The organism is Capnocytophaga sp. H2931, assembly GCF_002302535.1.
In the GTDB taxonomy this organism is placed as follows: domain Bacteria; phylum Bacteroidota; class Bacteroidia; order Flavobacteriales; family Flavobacteriaceae; genus Capnocytophaga; species Capnocytophaga canis.
This window is the reverse complement of record NZ_CP022381.1, coordinates 723016-743304: the sequence shown is the minus strand read 5'-3', so window position 1 is coordinate 743304 and position 20289 is coordinate 723016. Positions and strand designations below refer to the sequence as shown.

Annotated in this window: 8 protein-coding genes and 3 CRISPR repeat arrays; of the genes, 5 read left to right on the top strand and 3 right to left on the bottom strand. The window is 34.3% G+C overall.

Going from position 1 to position 20289, the window contains the following annotated elements; all coding sequences use genetic code 11:
- Positions 1-13: 13 nt before the first annotated feature.
- Positions 14-1147, bottom strand: a complete 1134-nt coding sequence (locus tag CGC52_RS03055) for a beta-ketoacyl synthase N-terminal-like domain-containing protein (protein ID WP_232751833.1) — start codon at positions 1145-1147, stop codon at positions 14-16.
- A 736-nt stretch (positions 1148-1883) separates the two neighbouring features.
- On the opposite strand from CGC52_RS03055, the gene cas9 reads away from it, so the two are divergent.
- Genes cas9 through cas2 form a run of 3 tightly spaced genes read left to right on the top strand, consistent with a single transcriptional unit; the run spans position 1884 to position 7416 of the window.
- Positions 1884-6170 carry a type II CRISPR RNA-guided endonuclease Cas9 gene (cas9, locus tag CGC52_RS03050; RefSeq protein WP_095893406.1) on the top strand — a complete coding sequence of 1429 codons (4287 nt, stop codon included), beginning with the start codon at positions 1884-1886 and terminating at the stop codon, positions 6168-6170.
- A gap of 17 nt (positions 6171-6187) precedes the next feature.
- Positions 6188-7081: a type II CRISPR-associated endonuclease Cas1 gene (cas1, locus tag CGC52_RS03045; RefSeq protein WP_095893405.1), complete on the top strand. Its 894-nt coding sequence runs from the start codon at positions 6188-6190 to the stop codon at positions 7079-7081.
- Positions 7078-7416 (top strand): CRISPR-associated endonuclease Cas2, encoded by a 339-nt coding sequence (gene cas2, locus CGC52_RS03040; protein ID WP_002663340.1) that lies wholly within the window; start codon positions 7078-7080, stop codon positions 7414-7416. The genes cas1 and cas2 overlap by 4 nt, the downstream gene beginning before the upstream one ends.
- A 112-nt stretch (positions 7417-7528) precedes the next feature.
- A CRISPR array of direct repeats spans positions 7529-9577; the repeat unit is 47 nt; unit sequence GTTGTAACTAATCACAAAGTTACGGAAAATTGAAAGCAATTTACAAC.
- Positions 9578-9652: 75 nt separating this feature from the next.
- Here cas2 and CGC52_RS03035 read toward each other — a convergent pair.
- Positions 9653-10903, bottom strand: a complete 1251-nt coding sequence (locus CGC52_RS03035) for an IS4 family transposase (protein WP_095893404.1) — start codon at positions 10901-10903, stop codon at positions 9653-9655.
- Between the two features lie 98 nt (positions 10904-11001).
- Positions 11002-11818: a CRISPR direct-repeat array (repeat unit 47 nt; unit sequence GTTGTAACTAATCACAAAGTTACGGAAAATTGAAAGCAATTTGCAAC).
- Between the two features lie 1423 nt (positions 11819-13241).
- Here CGC52_RS03035 and CGC52_RS03030 point away from each other — a divergent pair.
- On the top strand, positions 13242-14444 hold the full coding sequence (locus CGC52_RS03030) for an IS256 family transposase (protein ID WP_095893403.1): 1203 nt from the start codon (positions 13242-13244) through the stop codon (positions 14442-14444).
- Positions 14445-14537: 93 nt separating this feature from the next.
- A CRISPR array of direct repeats spans positions 14538-18258; the repeat unit is 32 nt; unit sequence AAAGTTACGGAAAATTGAAAGCAATTTGCAAC.
- Between the two features lie 532 nt (positions 18259-18790).
- Here CGC52_RS03030 and CGC52_RS03025 read toward each other — a convergent pair.
- On the bottom strand, positions 18791-19483 hold the full coding sequence (locus CGC52_RS03025) for a hypothetical protein (RefSeq protein WP_042009176.1): 693 nt from the start codon (positions 19481-19483) through the stop codon (positions 18791-18793).
- A 346-nt stretch (positions 19484-19829) separates the two neighbouring features.
- Here CGC52_RS03025 and CGC52_RS03020 point away from each other — a divergent pair, with 346 nt between their 5' ends.
- Positions 19830-20276: an isoprenylcysteine carboxylmethyltransferase family protein gene (locus CGC52_RS03020; protein ID WP_042346737.1), complete on the top strand. Its 447-nt coding sequence runs from the start codon at positions 19830-19832 to the stop codon at positions 20274-20276.
- The last annotated feature ends 13 nt before the right edge of the window (positions 20277-20289 follow it).

Here is a 20289-nt window from a genome sequence, read left to right as displayed (position 1 = left end):
AGCAGTACAAAAATTATTTTTCGACTAAAATACTCACAGCATTTCCTCCAAAACCAACAGCGTTAATGAGTATTTTTTCTATTTTTTCAGGTTTCTTTTGTTTTTCAACATAAGGAACGCTATAAACTTCCTGTTTTTGGAGCATACATATTGCCATTTCAAGACTCAAAGCACCACTTGCACCAAATGTATGTCCTATTTTCCATTTATTATTAGTCATAAAAGGAACAGATTCTTTGAAAACTTCTCGGATAGCTGTGATTTCTGCTAAATCTCCTTTAATAGTACCTGGAGTGTGGGTGATAATAACGTCTATATCACAAACGTCTGTATTTCGTAAAGCCATCAGCATAGATTTTTGTAAGCATTCGCCATTGGCCGAAAGAGATACATTGTGAGTTAATTTCTCAGAAGCAAATCCGAATCCTGTTATTCCTGCTAATCGATTGTCTTTCAATCCATTTTCTAAGCAAAAAACAGAAGCTCCCTCGCCTAAAACCATTGTATTTTGTTTTTTGTGTACGTCCATTGCTCGACAAGGGAAATGATCCGTGAGACTGCTATAAATTTTTAAAGCTTTGGCTTGAGCTATAGTAAAGGGAGTTAACGGAGCTTCGCTTCCACCGACTAAAAATCGCTGTTCCATACCACTTTGAAGCCATGCAATACCATTAACGACAGCGTGTAAAGATGTTGAACAGGTGATGGAATGAGACATTTCAAAACCTATACTCCCTAAATCTTGACCAACCCACGAAGCAATATTTCCTAACGTAGTAGTTGGAGAAGCTAAAGTTTCACATGCTTTATTTTCAATGAAATAGGAGTGATGTTTTTCAAAAAGAGTTGTCGCTCCGCGAGAAGAACCGATATTTACACCAAAATTACCATCACGCCAATTAGCCTGTTTGACTGCTTGTCGGGCTGATGTAATTGCAAATAAAACTGTATCGTCCAAGTTGGTATATGCCGGTGATGATAGTCGTAAGTTGTTTACAGCAGTCAGACCGCTTTCAGAGAGTTTTCCCATGGGAACCTCACCATAAGGCTTTAATAAAGATATTGGATTTTGATATGACAGGCAGACTTCTGTAAAAGAATTTCCTAAAGCAGAAATCGAACCCATTCCGACGATTGATATGTTCACAGTTTAAAAGTTTTATATGCAAAAGTAAGGAATTTTTATTATTTAGGATTTGAAAAGTGTTTTTTTAAAAAAAATATGTTTTTATCTTGCTGATAATCATTGGATTATTATTGTTGTTTATTTTTTATAAGATTTAAACAAAAGAATAATAGTATCTTAATTTTGTAGTCTTGTTTTCTTTTGTTATCTTTGTGCCATTAATCCTCATAAGTAGAGTAAAGTTGATACTATTTTCTTTTGTTTGTTGTAAATTTGCTTTCTTATTCATTTAATTGCTTAAATAAACAATTTGATTTTGTAAAAACACTCTACTACGAGGATTGGTAAAAAAAATAGACCTTTTGATGCCCCACATCAAAAGGTCTTATGAAACTAATTATTAATCATAAAATGTAGATTTATGAATGAGAAAAAACAATTAGTTTGTTTTCGTAAGTTTAAACACTGGCGAAGCAAAAAGATAGTTTATCTATCTAAGCCGTTCTGCTTTTTGTGTAAAAAGCACAAAAAGTAAATTCTGATAACCAAGATTACTTACCTTATAATTAGGTAACTAGTCTTGGTTTTTTCTTTAAAAAAGCCCCGCAGATAGGCGAGGCACTAGATGTTTTCACAACGGAATAATCCTTATTGTAAATTGCTTTCTGCTACAAAGATAGAAAAAAATAATTGAATATCAAAAATAATTAACTTTTTATTTGTATTTTTATACCCGTTAATTTTTAAACTATTAATTATGAAAGATATACTCGGTCTTGATTTAGGGACAAATTCAATTGGTTGGGCTTATGTAAAAGAAGCCGAAAACGATACTGAAACTTCGGAGATTGTTGATTTGGGAGTGAGAGTAAATCCGCTAACAACCGATGAAAAAACAAATTTCGAGAAAGGGAAGCCCATTTCTACCAATGCCGATAGAACCCTGAAACGAAGTGCTAGACGCAACCTGCAACGCTATAAGCTCCGTAGAAAAGAACTCATCGAACTTTTGAAAGAACATCAACTCATTTCTGAAAATACAATTTTAACAGAAAACGGTAAAGGAACCACCTTCCAAACATTAGAATTACGAGCAAAATCGGCTAAAGAAAAAATATCTTTGGGGGAATTGGCTCGTGTTTTTTTAACGATTAATAAAAAAAGAGGTTATAAAAGCAGTCGAAAAGCTAAAAATGAAGACGAAGGGCAACTGATAGACGGAATGGAAATTGCCAAAAGACTTTATGAAGAAAACCTTACTACAGGACAATTATCTCTACAACTTTTAAAAGAAGGTAAAAAATCATTACCTGACTATTATCGTTCTGATTTACAGTTTGAATTGGATAAAGTTTGGAACTTTCAAAAGCAGTTTCATTCGGATATTTTGACCGATGAATTTTACGCTCGACTTAAAGGTAAAGGACAAAGGGCAACCAGTGCTTTGTTTTTGGCAAAATACCAAATCTATACCGCTGAAAATAAAGGAAGTAGAGAAGATAAAAAATTACAAGCCTATCAATGGCGAGTAGATGCTCTCTCAAAGAAATTGACAAGGGAAGAATTGGCTTTTGTCATCACCGAAATCAATAATAATTTAAATAATTCTAGTGGTTATTTGGGAGCAATTTCAGACCGAAGCAAGGAACTTTACTTCAATAATGAAACCGTAGGCGAGTATCTTTGGAAACAAATTGCAGCAAATCCGCATACTTCGTTGAAAAATCAGGTGTTTTATCGCCAAGATTATTTAGATGAATTTGAACGAATTTGGAATACCCAAGCTCAATTTTATCCACAAATTTTGACCGAGTCCCTAAAAAAAGAACTTCGAGATGTGGTGATTTTCTACCAAAGAAAACTGAAATCGCAAAAATCATTGGTGAGTTTCTGTGAATTTGAAAATAAGGAAATAGAGATTAAAAAAGAAGATGGAACGAGTACCAAAAAAGTAATCGGTCTTAAAGTAGCTCCAAAATCATCGCCTCTGTTTCAAGAGTTTAAAATTTGGCAGAATTTAAACAATGTCTTGATTCGTAAAAAAGGAAGTAAAACGAAAAAAGTAGCTAAAAATCAACAAGCAGTTCTTTTTGAAGAAGAGAAAACAATTTTCGAATTGGATTTGGAGGCAAAACAAGCATTATTTAATGAGTTAAATCTCAAAGGAAATCTCAAAGCGGATTATTGCTTGGAAATTTTAGGGTATTCTCCCAAAGAATGGGAGATGAATTATTCTGTTTTGGAGGGCAATAGAACAAATAAAGCATTGTATGAGGCATATTTGAAAATTACTGATTTAGAGGGATATGATGCAAAAAATCACCTCAAAGTAAAATTGAATAAAGATGAGGTGGAGCTTGATGATTTGAAAGTTCCTGCATCGGAAATCAAGGATATGGTTCAAGCGATTTTTAAAGAGGCAGGTATCAACACGGATATTCTGCATTTCAATGCTGAATTAGACGGTAAAGATTTTGAAAATCAAGCAAGTTATCAGCTTTGGCATTTGCTGTATTCTTATGAAGGCGATGATTCTAAAAGTGGTAACGAATTGCTTTATAAATTATTAGAAACAAAATTCGGTTTTAAAAAAGAGTATGCTCAAATTTTAGCGAATGTTTCGTTGTCAGATGATTATGGTAGTCTATCGACCAAAGCGATGCGGAAAATTCATCCATATATTAAGGAAAATAAATTCAGTACTGCCTGTGAATTAGCAGGTTACCGCCATTCTAAACATTCATTGACCAAAGAAGAAAACGATAATCGTGTGCTGAAGGATAGTTTGGAAGTCTTGAAAAAGAATAGTTTGCGTCAACCGGTAGTAGAAAAGATTCTAAATCAGATGATTAACTTGGTCAATGCGCTTTTAAAGAAATACCGAACCGAAAACCCTAACTTTAAATTCGATGAAATTCGTATAGAATTGGCTCGTGAACTGAAAAAAAATGCGGAAGAAAGAGCCAATATGACGGCAAACATCAATAAAGCGAAAACCGAACACGAGAAAATCATTAAGATTTTGAAGAATGAGTTTGGTTTACCAAATCCAACAAGAAATGATATTATCCGTTATCGTCTGTACGAAGAATTAAAAGCGAACGGATATAAGGATTTATATACTAATATAAAAATTCCACAAGAAAAATTATTTACTAAAGAAATTGATATTGAGCATATTATACCAAAATCAAGAATATTTGATGATAGTTTTTCAAACAAAACACTTTCTTTCAGAAAAACCAATTTAGATAAAGGGGAACGGACGGCATTTGATTATATGGAAAGTAAATTTGGAGCGGATAAATTGGAAGAATATGTGGCTCGTGTGGAAGATTTATACAAAAACAACATTATTTCTAAAGCGAAGTACCAAAAATTATTGAAAAAAGAAAGTGAAATTGGAGATGGTTTTGTGGAAAGAGATTTGCGTGAAACACAATACATTGCTAAAAAAGCCAAAGAAATACTTTTGCAAATTACTCCAAATGTGCTTTCTACATCGGGAGGTATTACGGATAGATTGAGGGAAGATTGGGATTTAATCAATGTGATGAAAGAACTCAACTTGCCGAAATACAGAGCCTTGGGACTTACCAAAATGGAAGATCGTAAGTATGGTCAGCAAGTGGAAGTTATCATTGATTGGACAAAACGAAATGACCATCGCCATCACGCAATGGATGCTCTTACGGTGGCTTTTACCAAACACAATCATATTCAATATCTTAATTATCTGAATGCTCGTAAAAATGAAAAACATAAGGAGCATAGCAATATTATGGGTATTCAGCAATTGGAAACCATAAAAGTAACCGATAAAAATGGTAATGAAAAAAGAGTTTTTAAAGCACCAATGCCCAATTTCCGTCAGGTAACCAAAGCCTTTTTGGAAAATGTTTTAATTTCTCATAAGGCTAAAAATAAGGTAGTTACCAAAAACAAGAATAAAGTTGCGGGAAGTAACAAAGTTCAGGAAGTTTTAACTCCTCGTGGACAATTGCATAAAGAAACAGTTTATGGGAAATACCAGTATTATGTACAAAAAGAGGAAAAAATTGGAGGGAAATTTGATTTGGAAACCATCAAAAAAGTAGCCAATCCACTGTATCAATCCTTGTTGAAAAAAAGATTAGAAGAAAATGGCGGCGATCCGAAAAAGGCTTTTACAGGTAAAAATTCATTGGCCAAAAATCCTATTTATTTAGATGATGCCCAAACAGAACAACTGCCTGAAAAAGTGAAATTGGTATGGCTAGAAAATAGTTTTTCCATCCGAAAAGACATTACTCCTGAAAACTTTAAAGATGAAAAGCTAATCGACAAAATATTAGACGAAGGGGTAAAGAGAATTTTGAAAGAACGACTACAATCTTTTGGAAACGATGCTAAAAAAGCCTTTTCAGATTTAGAGAAAAATCCGATATGGCTCAATAAAGAGAAAGGAATTACGATAAAGCGTGTAACCATAAGCGGTGTAGCAAATGCCGAGCCTTTGCATACCAAAAAAGACCATTTAGGCAAAGAAATTTTGGATAAAGAAGGTAAGCCTATTCCTGTGGATTTTATCAGTACGGGCAGCAATCATCATGTAGCGGTTTACCGTGATGAGAAGGGAAATTTACAAGAAAAAGTAGTATCGGTTTTTGAAGCTGTGGTAAGAGCCAATCAAGGATTACCTATTATAGACAAAACATACAATCAGCATTTGGGTTGGGAATTTTTGTTCACAATGAAACAGAATGAAATGTTTGTTTTTCCGAATGAATCAACAGGATTTAATCCTAACGATATTGATTTATTAGACCCTAAAAACAAGAGAATAATAAGCCCGAATTTATTTAGGGTACAAAAGTTGGCTACTAAAAATTATATGTTTACACATCATTTAGAAACAAAATCAATTGATGGAGATATGTTGAAAAATAAAAAAGAATTGTCAGGAATTTTATATAATTTCATACAAACTCCTCAGAAACTATATGGTATCATAAAAGTTAGAATCAATCATTTAGGTGATATTGTTAGTGTAGGAGAATATTAATTAAAAACGATGAAATTATGCTCTACCGCTCCATTTACATTGGTAATCCAGCGTATCTGAAGTTGAAAGACCAACAGATGAAAATCGTTTGTCCCGAAACCAAAGCAGAGAAAGGGAGCGTTCCGGTAGAAGATTTGGGTTTGTTGATGCTCGATCACTTTCAGATTACCATTTCCCATCAGCTCATACAGTGGCTGATGGGAAACAATGTGGTGATTATCAGTTGCGATGCCCATCATCTCCCACACGGACAAATGCTACCTCTGCACGGAAACGCCATTTATTCCCAACGCATAAAAGACCAGATGGAAGCCAGCGAACCGCTCAAAAAACAGCTGTGGAAACAAACCGTAGAATGCAAAATAGCCAATCAAGCCGCTGTTTTGGAACGACTTGGAACTTACGCCAGTCCTATGTATGACTATCTCAGCCAAGTGAAATCGGGCGACACCAGCAATATGGAAGGCATCGCTGCACAGCACTATTGGAAATACCTCATTCACCCCGATTTTTTACGCGAACGCTACGGCGATTCGCCCAATCAGTTTTTCAATTTTGGTTATTCCGTATTGAGAAGTATCGTGGCAAGAGCCATTGTAGAAACAGGCTTACTGCCCGTTTTGGGGATTTTTCACAAAAACAAATACAATGCCTACTGTTTGGCAGATGACCTAATGGAACCTTACCGTCCTTTTGTGGATTTATTGGTCATCCGATGGTTGGAAAAGAATCCTGAAGCCGAAGAACTGACCAAAGAAGCGAAAGCTTATTTTTTGCAAATCGCTACCAAAGATGTGAAAATAGACGAACAGGTGCGTCCGCTATTGGTTGCGGTAAAATCTACCGTTTCCTCTCTGTACAAATGCTATACGGGCGAAAAAAGACAAATTTCTTATCCTAAAATGTTATGAATTCCGAACGATTTAACGCTTATAGAATTATGTGGGTAATGGTTTTATACGATTTGCCAACCGAGACCAAGGCAATGCAAAAAGCGGCGAATCTTTTCCGAAAACGTTTGGAAGATGATGGATTTTCTTTATTTCAATTTTCTATCTATTTGAGGCACTGTCCGAGTAGAGAAAATGCAGAAGTGCATAAAAAACGAGTAAAAATGATGCTTCCCAAATACGGGAAAGTAGCCGTAATGACGATTACAGATAAGCAGTTTGGTGATATGGAAATATTCCATTCTAAAGTACGCGAAGATCCGCCACCTACTTACCAGCAGCTCGAGTTATTTTAGAAATAGAATGAAAAAAATGGATTTACTTAGCCCGATTTATTCTTTTTTTGCTCAATTTTTTATTTCTAAAAACAAAAATAATCCTCTGTCTGTCAGAGGATTATTTTTTGAGGTTGTAACTAATCACAAAGTTACGGAAAATTGAAAGCAATTTACAACGCAATAGCGTTAGAAATGTTTTTTTTTGCTGTTGTAACTAATCACAAAGTTACGGAAAATTGAAAGCAATTTACAACAAGCGATTTGAAGAGTCGGGAAAAATTGTGGTTGTAACTAATCACAAAGTTACGGAAAATTGAAAGCAATTTACAACAAAAATGATTTAGTATGTAATCTCTATGTTGTTGTAACTAATCACAAAGTTACGGAAAATTGAAAGCAATTTACAACCAATTGCTCGTCGTCGGAAGCAGAAACCCCGTTGTAACTAATCACAAAGTTACGGAAAATTGAAAGCAATTTACAACCTTCCAGCAAAAGAAAAAATACACTGATTTGTTGTAACTAATCACAAAGTTACGGAAAATTGAAAGCAATTTACAACGATTGATTAGAATAAATTTTCTCAGTAAATGTTGTAACTAATCACAAAGTTACGGAAAATTGAAAGCAATTTACAACACTTTGCTTATACCTCTCTACCACTTGGATGTTGTAACTAATCACAAAGTTACGGAAAATTGAAAGCAATTTACAACCCAAAGGCTACATTTGGGACGGTGCAAGTGGTTGTAACTAATCACAAAGTTACGGAAAATTGAAAGCAATTTACAACTATAGTGTCAATGGTAAATATTTTAAACCTGTTGTAACTAATCACAAAGTTACGGAAAATTGAAAGCAATTTACAACATCATCATTAATATTAAAAACCGAATTTGGGTTGTAACTAATCACAAAGTTACGGAAAATTGAAAGCAATTTACAACAGTATTTGTAGGTGTATGAAAATTATTACCGTTGTAACTAATCACAAAGTTACGGAAAATTGAAAGCAATTTACAACGTAGAAGTGGTAACTTTGAAAGGTACACAAGTTGTAACTAATCACAAAGTTACGGAAAATTGAAAGCAATTTACAACAGCAGATATATGAAGAAGTGTATTACGAAAGTTGTAACTAATCACAAAGTTACGGAAAATTGAAAGCAATTTACAACAATAAAGTAAATTCATCGCCAACCTCAAATGTTGTAACTAATCACAAAGTTACGGAAAATTGAAAGCAATTTACAACAATTCTGCTGTATTAATCCAAAATCCTAAAGTTGTAACTAATCACAAAGTTACGGAAAATTGAAAGCAATTTACAACCACAATGTCCACCAGAGCTTTCATATTTTTGTTGTAACTAATCACAAAGTTACGGAAAATTGAAAGCAATTTACAACCCGTGACGTTCATAGGACTTGGAATATCAAGTTGTAACTAATCACAAAGTTACGGAAAATTGAAAGCAATTTACAACCCATACATCTGACGGAGGTAAAAACCGAGGGTTGTAACTAATCACAAAGTTACGGAAAATTGAAAGCAATTTACAACGTAAGTTCCGCAGTACCAGAAACCATACCCGTTGTAACTAATCACAAAGTTACGGAAAATTGAAAGCAATTTACAACGCAAGGGCGGTTCTTGGATTCGATGGTTGGGTTGTAACTAATCACAAAGTTACGGAAAATTGAAAGCAATTTACAACCCAATTTCAGTTGAACCACTTGGAGTATAAGTTGTAACTAATCACAAAGTTACGGAAAATTGAAAGCAATTTACAACTCATTTACTGTTGCAGGTGTTGGCGAGGGAGTTGTAACTAATCACAAAGTTACGGAAAATTGAAAGCAATTTACAACGCGTTTATGTTTTCGCATTTTGCGTATAGTGTTGTAACTAATCACAAAGTTACGGAAAATTGAAAGCAATTTACAACGGCAGGCAAGGCGGGGGAAACGCGAAAACCGTTGTAACTAATCACAAAGTTACGGAAAATTGAAAGCAATTTGCAACCCGATCCCTGAAAATAATTCTATGATTTTCGTTGTAACTAATCACAAAGTTACGGAAAATTGAAAGCAATTTGCAACTATTGTTCCACAAGAATTCAATGGTCTTATGTTGTAACTAATCACAAAGTTACGGAAAATTGAAAGCAATTTGCAACAAATTTTTATTATACAGCTGCACAGCCGTCCGAAAGTTTTTTGAAAACTCATAAAATTCCTTGTCAACCCTTTATTTATAAGGGCAGACTTGTTTGTTGTGCGGAATTATCTCTGTCAAAGAGTGTGTTTTCAGGTGGTTTTTTTGCTTTTTTTACAATCGGTTTCAGCTCATTGCATACATAATTCAAGGTTAAATAATGCATAAGGCACACCCTTATTTTCTCGCAAAAATTACTAAATGCCGTCTTTTTATCGCTATAAAATCGCTTTATCAACTCCAACAGAAGATAGCAAATCAAAGATACATAAATCTGTGATTTCACCGCATTTTCACTCGTTCCAAGAAAAGTTTTTATCTGTAAATTTTGCTTCATCGCCTTGAAAAACAACTCAATATCCCATCGTTTTTTGTACAAATCCGCAATGGTTCTCGCCGTCCAATCCATATTATTGGTGATGATTTCTATGGTTTTGTTGCCATCTTGCTTATAAACCTTTACCAAACGCAATTTCTCTTGATCAATACCACTTTCTACCGCCTTTTTTGAGGTCAAAACGATGATTTCATCTTTGAGGATGTCGTGGTCTTTTTCATCAGGCAGGTCTCGTTCTTCGAGACTTTGGTAGAGCGTGTTGGACTTAATTCGCGTAACAAAAGTATTTTGGCAATGGATTCTGCCCAGCATCAAACTAAAATCAAAATAGCCTCTATCCTCAACAATGATGGTGTTTTTCGGATAGATATTTTGTTGTAATCCTTTGCTATCGTGTGTTTTAGCTTCGGTGATATTGACCATTTCAGGCAATCCAAGTTGATCGTCCCAAACGGTGTGAATTTTGAGTCCGCCTTTAGCTGTCCGATATTTTGCCCAGTTGAAAAGGCTTAAACACAGGCTAATGGTAGTACTGTCAATGATTTTTATTTTGTGGTTTTGGATTTCATCGATGATATGACTTTGATGTTTGGCTTTTAAAGAGTGTTTGTAATACTTTAAAAGACTAGAATACAAATCTTTAAATACTCCATAATGTCTTACTTTGTTTCCATCACTCATTGTTGATTTTGCGGGACTTTGTTTGAGTTGGAGATCGCTTAGGAAAGTGCTACTAACTGATAATCCGCAACTTATGTCGGATAGCGTATAGCATTTATTCAGCTGTCCGAAAGTTAGTGCCACCAATTGGTCGCGAGTTTTATAGGTAGACTTTCCCTTATCGGACTGATGTTTAGCGATTTCCGCTCTTAAAATATGCGCAGGAATGAGATCTAAAATTTGTCTGATTACGGGTTTATTTGTATTTTTGCTTCGCCTGAAGAGTGCCATAATTGAAAAAAAAATGGGAATTTTTCAAATATACGACATTCTCAGGCAACTTTTATTTTAAAAGTTTCGGATAGTTGTGATACAGCTGCAAATATAAAGTTGTAACTAATCACAAAGTTACGGAAAATTGAAAGCAATTTGCAACCAGCAAAGTTTGGTCATTATAGAAAATTAGGTTGTAACTAATCACAAAGTTACGGAAAATTGAAAGCAATTTGCAACTAAAGTTCTGAAAAATAAAATCGACAATTTGTTGTAACTAATCACAAAGTTACGGAAAATTGAAAGCAATTTGCAACTATGGCGAAAATGCAGACGAAATAGATGCGGTTGTAACTAATCACAAAGTTACGGAAAATTGAAAGCAATTTGCAACCGCTGTATCTCAAACATTTTATCCATTATAGTTGTAACTAATCACAAAGTTACGGAAAATTGAAAGCAATTTGCAACTAAAGTTCTGAAAAATAAAATCGACAATTTGTTGTAACTAATCACAAAGTTACGGAAAATTGAAAGCAATTTGCAACTACGAATAAAACGCATAATTAATTTAAAAGGTTGTAACTAATCACAAAGTTACGGAAAATTGAAAGCAATTTGCAACACGACCGCTACAGGTCAGACTGCTCCTATTGTTGTAACTAATCACAAAGTTACGGAAAATTGAAAGCAATTTGCAACAGAGAAGATAAACAATGCTAAAAGTTTGCCGTTGTAACTAATCACAAAGTTACGGAAAATTGAAAGCAATTTGCAACAATCTAAGTGCGTCTAAATATTTCATATTAGTTGTAACTAATCACAAAGTTACGGAAAATTGAAAGCAATTTGCAACTTGTGGCAAGTTTTGTGGCAAAAACCACATGTTGTAACTAATCACAAAGTTACGGAAAATTGAAAGCAATTTGCAACATTTGATTGATGATCACGCGCGTCACGCTAGTTGTAACTAATCACAAAGTTACGGAAAATTGAAAGCAATTTGCAACGCGTTGAACTTGGCAAACACACGACATTTGGTTGTAACTAATCACAAAGTTACGGAAAATTGAAAGCAATTTGCAACTTTTGCTTCGCCTTTGAGCCAACCTCGTTGGTTGTAACTAATCACAAAGTTACGGAAAATTGAAAGCAATTTGCAACACGACCGCTACAGGTCAGACTGCTCCTATTGTTGTAACTAATCACAAAGTTACGGAAAATTGAAAGCAATTTGCAACAGAGAAGATAAACAATGCTAAAAGTTTGCCGTTGTAACTAATCACAAAGTTACGGAAAATTGAAAGCAATTTGCAACAATCTAAGTGCGTCTAAATATTTCATATTAGTTGTAACTAATCACAAAGTTACGGAAAATTGAAAGCAATTTGCAACTTGTGGCAAGTTTTGTGGCAAAAACCACATGTTGTAACTAATCACAAAGTTACGGAAAATTGAAAGCAATTTGCAACATTTGATTGATGATCACGCGCGTCACGCTAGTTGTAACTAATCACAAAGTTACGGAAAATTGAAAGCAATTTGCAACTTATTTTAAAATGAACAGAAATGAAGTACTGTTGTAACTAATCACAAAGTTACGGAAAATTGAAAGCAATTTGCAACGCGTTGAACTTGGCAAACACACGACATTTGGTTGTAACTAATCACAAAGTTACGGAAAATTGAAAGCAATTTGCAACTTTTGCTTCGCCTTTGAGCCAACCTCGTTGGTTGTAACTAATCACAAAGTTACGGAAAATTGAAAGCAATTTGCAACCTTTTACGGAGCTAACCCTAATGCTTTCGGGTTGTAACTAATCACAAAGTTACGGAAAATTGAAAACAATTTGCAACAGGGAAAAAAAACAAATGACACAAAATAGTGTTGTAACTAATCACAAAGTTACGGAAAATTGAAAGCAATTTGCAACAGGGAAAAAAAACAAATGACACAAAATAGTGTTGTAACTAATCACAAAGTTACGGAAAATTGAAAGCAATTTGCAACGGCTACATACTCCGTTGAAAAAAACTGATAGTTGTAACTAATCACAAAGTTACGGAAAATTGAAAGCAATTTGCAACACAGAATGTGATAATAATGGTAGAATATGTGTTGTAACTAATCACAAAGTTACGGAAAATTGAAAGCAATTTGCAACTTAGAACCCTACATTGAAGAATCCTTGCGAGTTGTAACTAATCACAAAGTTACGGAAAATTGAAAGCAAAGGAGTATCCCATAATCTGTGTAAGTTGAAAAGTTATTCTGAAATTTTTTGAGCCCTTAAAAGCTCAAAAAAAATTTCGGAAATAACTTTTTAACTATTTTTGACCCATAATTTAAACAGATATGATTAACAAGGAAGAATTGCTCAACAGCAAAGAATTTTACAAGTCATTTAAGACTGCTGAGGACTTGACAGGTTTCTTTAAAGAGCTCCACAAAAAAGCGGTGGAACATATGCTCAATGCCGAACTCGAGGTTCACTTGGACAACGAAAAACACGACAAAACTAAAGATGGAAATTATCGTAACGGACACACTTCCAAGAAGATAAAAACTTCCTTTGGCGAAGAACAAATCCAAGTTCCTAGGGATAGAGACGGTAGTTTTAACCCAATGTTAGTCCCTAAACGCAAGAACGTTATCGATGGTTTGGAAAACATCATCGTATCGTTCTATGCCAAAGGAATGAGCGTGAGCGACATCGAAGAACAAATCCAAGAAATGTACGGCTTTGAAGTATCAACTTCCACAATATCAAGGATTACCAATGCGGTTACCAATGAAATGGTCGCTTGGCAGAACCGCCCGTTGGACGAGCTGTATCTGATTGTTTGGATGGACGGCATCGTTTTTAAAGTTCGTGAGAACTCAAAAGTTGTCAACAAAACCATTTACCTTGCTGTGGGCTTGAATCGAGAGGGAAAAAAGGAAGTTTTAGGAATGTGGCTCGGAAAGAATGAAAGTTCCGCCTTTTGGATGAGCGTTCTCACTGATTTAAAGGCTCGTGGAGTGGAAGATATTCTCATTACTGCCACCGATAATTTAAACGGATTTACGCAAACCATTCGCACGGTTTTTCCCCAATCACAAACGCAAATATGTGTGGTACATCAGATTAGGAATGCTTGTAAGTATGTGGTTTACAAAGACAGAAAAGAATTTACAGCCGATATGAAACACATTTATACTGCCCCTAACAAGGAAGCTGCCAAGGTTGCTTTGGAGGATTTTGCCCAAAAATGGGAGTCAAAATACGGCTATGCTATCAAATCTTGGTATGACAATTGGGACGAATTGACCGTATTTTTCGATTTTCCGTTAGAGATAAGAAAAATTATTTACACAACCAATCTTATTGAGAATCTGAATGGTAAGATTCGGAAATACACCAAAAACAAGCTGTCTTTCCCAACAGACGAAGCTGTGCAAAAGTCCGTTTTCTTGGCTTTGAGAGAAGCTACCAAAAAGTGGAGTATGCCTATCCAAAATTGGGGGATTGTCTTAAACCAATTTATGCTTATATTTGCACAAAGACTCAAACTATAAAAACTTAACCCCAACTTTTTAACTTACACACTTAGAGGGATAGTGTCGAAAGCAATTTGCAACCAGTATGTTAACGCTCTTCAAAACCACATTGTTGTAACTAATCACAAAGTTACGGAAAATTGAAAGCAATTTGCAACTTAAAGCCTTTGTAGGTTCCATCCGTAATTGTTGTAACTAATCACAAAGTTACGGAAAATTGAAAGCAATTTGCAACAAAGTATCTCAAGCAACAGCCTATCGGGATGTTGTAACTAATCACAAAGTTACGGAAAATTGAAAGCAATTTGCAACTAAAAGTAGCAAGCTCAATAACATCTTTTTGTTGTAACTAATCACAAAGTTACGGAAAATTGAAAGCAATTTGCAACATCAACCATCGGCATATATACAACACTGCGGTTGTAACTAATCACAAAGTTACGGAAAATTGAAAGCAATTTGCAACTAAACCATCAACAGGTCTATTCTTTTCAACGTTGTAACTAATCACAAAGTTACGGAAAATTGAAAGCAATTTGCAACCCGTTGCTTGTGCCATCGGGCGATGTCTTTGTTGTAACTAATCACAAAGTTACGGAAAATTGAAAGCAATTTGCAACACACTGCAAATGTATGAAACATTTTTGTTTGTTGTAACTAATCACAAAGTTACGGAAAATTGAAAGCAATTTGCAACCCCCGAACTGTCAATCAATTGCGGATATTTGTTGTAACTAATCACAAAGTTACGGAAAATTGAAAGCAATTTGCAACTCACAAGCTCTTTTAGACAAATACGACACGGTTGTAACTAATCACAAAGTTACGGAAAATTGAAAGCAATTTGCAACGGATACGTTTTCTTCCAACCTTGGGGCATAGTTGTAACTAATCACAAAGTTACGGAAAATTGAAAGCAATTTGCAACAAAGCGTTTAGACAATGGAAAAACAGATATGTTGTAACTAATCACAAAGTTACGGAAAATTGAAAGCAATTTGCAACATCGAATTGGAGCGAAAGAAAGAAACGGTAGTTGTAACTAATCACAAAGTTACGGAAAATTGAAAGCAATTTGCAACCAATGTACAAATTGTAACTATCTTCATCGTGTTGTAACTAATCACAAAGTTACGGAAAATTGAAAGCAATTTGCAACTGAAGGAATTGACATTATCACCGCAGGTTTGTTGTAACTAATCACAAAGTTACGGAAAATTGAAAGCAATTTGCAACTAGAACCATCATCTCCTTTTACATAAAACTGTTGTAACTAATCACAAAGTTACGGAAAATTGAAAGCAATTTGCAACACACATCACCGACGGCAACATCAATCAAATGTTGTAACTAATCACAAAGTTACGGAAAATTGAAAGCAATTTGCAACTGAAGGAATTGACATTATCACCGCAGGTTTGTTGTAACTAATCACAAAGTTACGGAAAATTGAAAGCAATTTGCAACTGAAGGAATTGACATTATCACCGCAGGTTTGTTGTAACTAATCACAAAGTTACGGAAAATTGAAAGCAATTTGCAACTATTTCTTTTAATTGTACCGCTATTTCATAGTTGTAACTAATCACAAAGTTACGGAAAATTGAAAGCAATTTGCAACTTATGGTATACTTCTAAAAAGTATACCATAGTTGTAACTAATCACAAAGTTACGGAAAATTGAAAGCAATTTGCAACGTTGTACAAAACGGCGGTCGGCTTTGTTGAGTTGTAACTAATCACAAAGTTACGGAAAATTGAAAGCAATTTGCAACGGCTACATACTCCGTTGAAAAAAACTGATAGTTGTAACTAATCACAAAGTTACGGAAAATTGAAAGCAATTTGCAACTTCGAGCGTAGAAGTATTCACGTCTTCTGAGTTGTAACTAATCACAAAGTTACGGAAAATTGAAAGCAATTTGCAACTACGGTACGGGCTTAGCATCCGTTGGGGCAGTTGTAACTAATCACAAAGTTACGGAAAATTGAAAGCAATTTGCAACAAACCCTTTTGCGAATGATTTACACATTAAGTTGTAACTAATCACAAAGTTACGGAAAATTGAAAGCAATTTGCAACTTGTGAGCCCCTGTGTTGCCTCTTCCGAAAGTTGTAACTAATCACAAAGTTACGGAAAATTGAAAGTAATTTGCAACCGTTGCTTATGCCATCGGTCAATGTCTTGTGTTGTAACTAATCACAAAGTTACGGAAAATTGAAAGCAATTTGCAACATCGGGTTTGGAGCGGTCGTCTGCTTTGAGGTTGTAACTAATCACAAAGTTACGGAAAATTGAAAGCAATTTGCAACACCGCCCTTCAAATCGATACGAAATATTTAGTTGTAACTAATCACAAAGTTACGGAAAATTGAAAGCAATTTGCAACCGCTGTACAAAACGGCGGTCGGCTTTGTTGAGTTGTAACTAATCATAAAGTTACGGAAAATTGAAAGCAATTTGCAACCGCAAGTCCCACCATGATGATTTCTGCATTGTTGTAACTAATCACAAAGTTACGGAAAATTGAAAGCAATTTGCAACCGAATGCCTGTGCCGTATTTGGAAAAAAACGTTGTAACTAATCACAAAGTTACGGAAAATTGAAAGCAATTTGCAACCGTTTTCTTTTTTTAAGTCTTGTACATTTTGTTGTAACTAATCACAAAGTTACGGAAAATTGAAAGCAATTTGCAACCGCTGAGCCTTTAACAATTCTTTTTGGGCTGTTGTAACTAATCACAAAGTTACGGAAAATTGAAAGCAATTTGCAACATCTATGTTATACTGCTTAATTTTTTTCTGGTTGTAACTAATCACAAAGTTACGGAAAATTGAAAGCAATTTGCAACCGCTGTACAAAACGGCGGTCGGCTTTGTTGAGTTGTAACTAATCATAAAGTTACGGAAAATTGAAAGCAATTTGCAACCGCAAGTCCCACCATGATGATTTCTGCATTGTTGTAACTAATCACAAAGTTACGGAAAATTGAAAGCAATTTGCAACCGAATGCCTGTGCCGTATTTGGAAAAAAACGTTGTAACTAATCACAAAGTTACGGAAAATTGAAAGCAATTTGCAACACGCAGAAAATGCAACACGGCTACTGCTGTGTTGTAACTAATCACAAAGTTACGGAAAATTGAAAGCAATTTGCAACTAGGCAGTAAGCTATACGCCTAATGCCAATGTTGTAACTAATCACAAAGTTACGGAAAATTGAAAGCAATTTGCAACGAAAGAGAAAGTTTAATAGAGATGTGTGATGTTGTAACTAATCACAAAGTTACGGAAAATTGAAAGCAATTTACAACAAATACAAACAGAAAAAACGAAATAGAAGAGTTGTAACCAATCACAAAGTTACGGAAAATTGAAAGCAATTTACAACCACATCGCTATCTACGGCAATTTTCTCGCAGTTGTAACTAATCACAAAGTTACAGATTTTGAAAGGATTTTACAACACAGTCAAAAGCAATTTAGAAAGTTGTTTAGTTGTAACTAATCACAAAGTTACAGATTTTGAAAGGATTTTACAACCCAAAAAAGGCAGTACTTTAAAGTTTCCAAGTTGTAACTAATCACAAAGTTACAGATTTTGAAAGGATTTTACAACACGAAGTCTATAAAGTTCCGTTTCTATATCGTTGTAACTAATCACAAAGTTACGGAAAATTGAAAGCAATTTACAACTATGGCAAGGATAGTAATAAGCACTTCTTTGTTGTAACTAATCACAAAGTTACGGAAAATTGAAAGCAATTTGCAACGATTTCTCGCATGTTATCCATGTTGATATTGTTGTAACTAATCATAAAGTTACAGACGATTTAATATGCCCGCTCTTTGTACGACTTCAAATAATGAAGGTTTAAAGTATCCATTACAAAAGATTTCAAGCAGTAAATTATGTCCTCGTCCTTTTTCAGACGTAAGATGTCGAGAAAGATGATAAAAACCATCCTCTTGCTTTTCGTATTTGATTTTTTTTAGCCAAAATCCTGAACGTGTTATGTATAGCCAATCTTGAAATTGGAAAGGTGCATAGCGACAGTCCCAATCAGGAGGATAACCTTGAAGTAATGTTCTGTACTCTATGCTGGAAAGACGAAAGTCGATGCATTCTTCTGCTTCCCAATGCACACTATCGGGATTTGGGTATTGGACTCCGTAGATGATTATATTATCTTGCTTATTCATTTTATAAAGAATTAAGGTTTTTATTTTCAACGTGTTAACTTTCGTGTTTTGGAATTTAGAACTAAGGTTTTGTTCGTTTGCTATTGAACTTTAGAGAACTTGTTTGTGTAAATTTAGTTGAGCATCAAATGTTTTTATAGAAAGGAATTTACATAAACTTAGAGATTATTAATATAAGATATTAGTTCAATGGGTTTACGACTCACATTAAGTTTACAATTCCAAAAAAATCGCTGCGAATAACGGAAACTCCAGTATCTTTGACTAATTGGAATTGAATTTATTTTTGTTATCAAGGAAGGCTTATCAATCCATGCTACAAAAAAGGTTGTGTTTAAATATTGATCTGCCTGGAATTTATTATAGAGATATTCAGAATCATTATGCAGGTTGATGTCTTGGGTTTTTAGCCAGTTGTCGCGTTCTTTTGTTTTATGGGAAAAATAAATTTGCATATGAATATCACCTCGTAGTTGCTCTATGCTATCATTCCCTCTTTTAATAAGCTTTATGTCTCTTTTGGAAATGGTAGTAGCGAGGTTTTTGTCTGCGTCGGGGATAAGAGACGTTTTTAACTCTATATTTTTACCCTTTACCAAAAAATCAATATCTATGTTTTCCCCATCTTCCAAATAATTCGTGGAGCTTAAAGTGATATCATTATTTGCAAACCATTTTGCAATCGCTAATTCTCCAATATATCCACGCAATTTGCAATCAAACTGAACATTTTTATGTCTGTATCTGAGATTGTTAATAAACTCGTGCTTTTTTGTTTTTTCAATACACAATATAACATCCTCTTTTGATATTTCTAACTTGATTATGTCTTCTATTGTGACCATATTCATTTTATTGGTATAAAATTCATTATTTTTGTCTTCAATTTCATGTAAATTGCAAATCTAAATGTACAAGAAAAGAAAGTACATTTTTTTTGAAAGTTACGCTCCACGTTAGCAAAGATATGCAAAAAATAAAGAACATAATCAAAAAATCCTTTTTGTTTGGTGCTTTCATTTTAAGTAATGCTACTGAGATGTAAACCTAATTAACTCGTTAATAATTTTTTAGCTTTTCCGTATTTTAAATACACTTTTATTTCATACCTTTGCTCCGAAGTTAAATGTTTATATTTCATCGTCTTAAGTAATTATTCGATAAAGGAACTACAACCAAGAGACACATTTCAAAATTATGTTAGATTTAAAAATTCCTCCTATCGTTGTTCTTTCTATTTTTTCGGGAGTAATTATCTCCATTCCTTTTGTTTTTCCTTTTTATGAAGTGAAATCCATTTGGTTATCTACTATTTTTATTATTTCGGGAATAGTAGTTGCACTGATGGGAGTTTGGGAATTTAGAAGATTAAAAACAACGGTTAATCCTACAACGCCTGAAAAAAGTAGTCGAATGGTTAGTACAGGAATTTATAGATTTAGTCGAAATCCGATGTACTTAGGAATGGCATTTGGATTGGTAGGATTGGTTTTTTATTTTGGAAATTGTCTTTCATGGTTTGGAGTTGCAGGGTTTGTAGCATACATTACCTATTTTCAGATTATTCCTGAGGAAGTGGTTTTAAAAAGAATCTTTGGCAAATCATATGAGGATTATTGTCAAAAAACAAGGCGTTGGTTGTGAAAAGAATAGATGA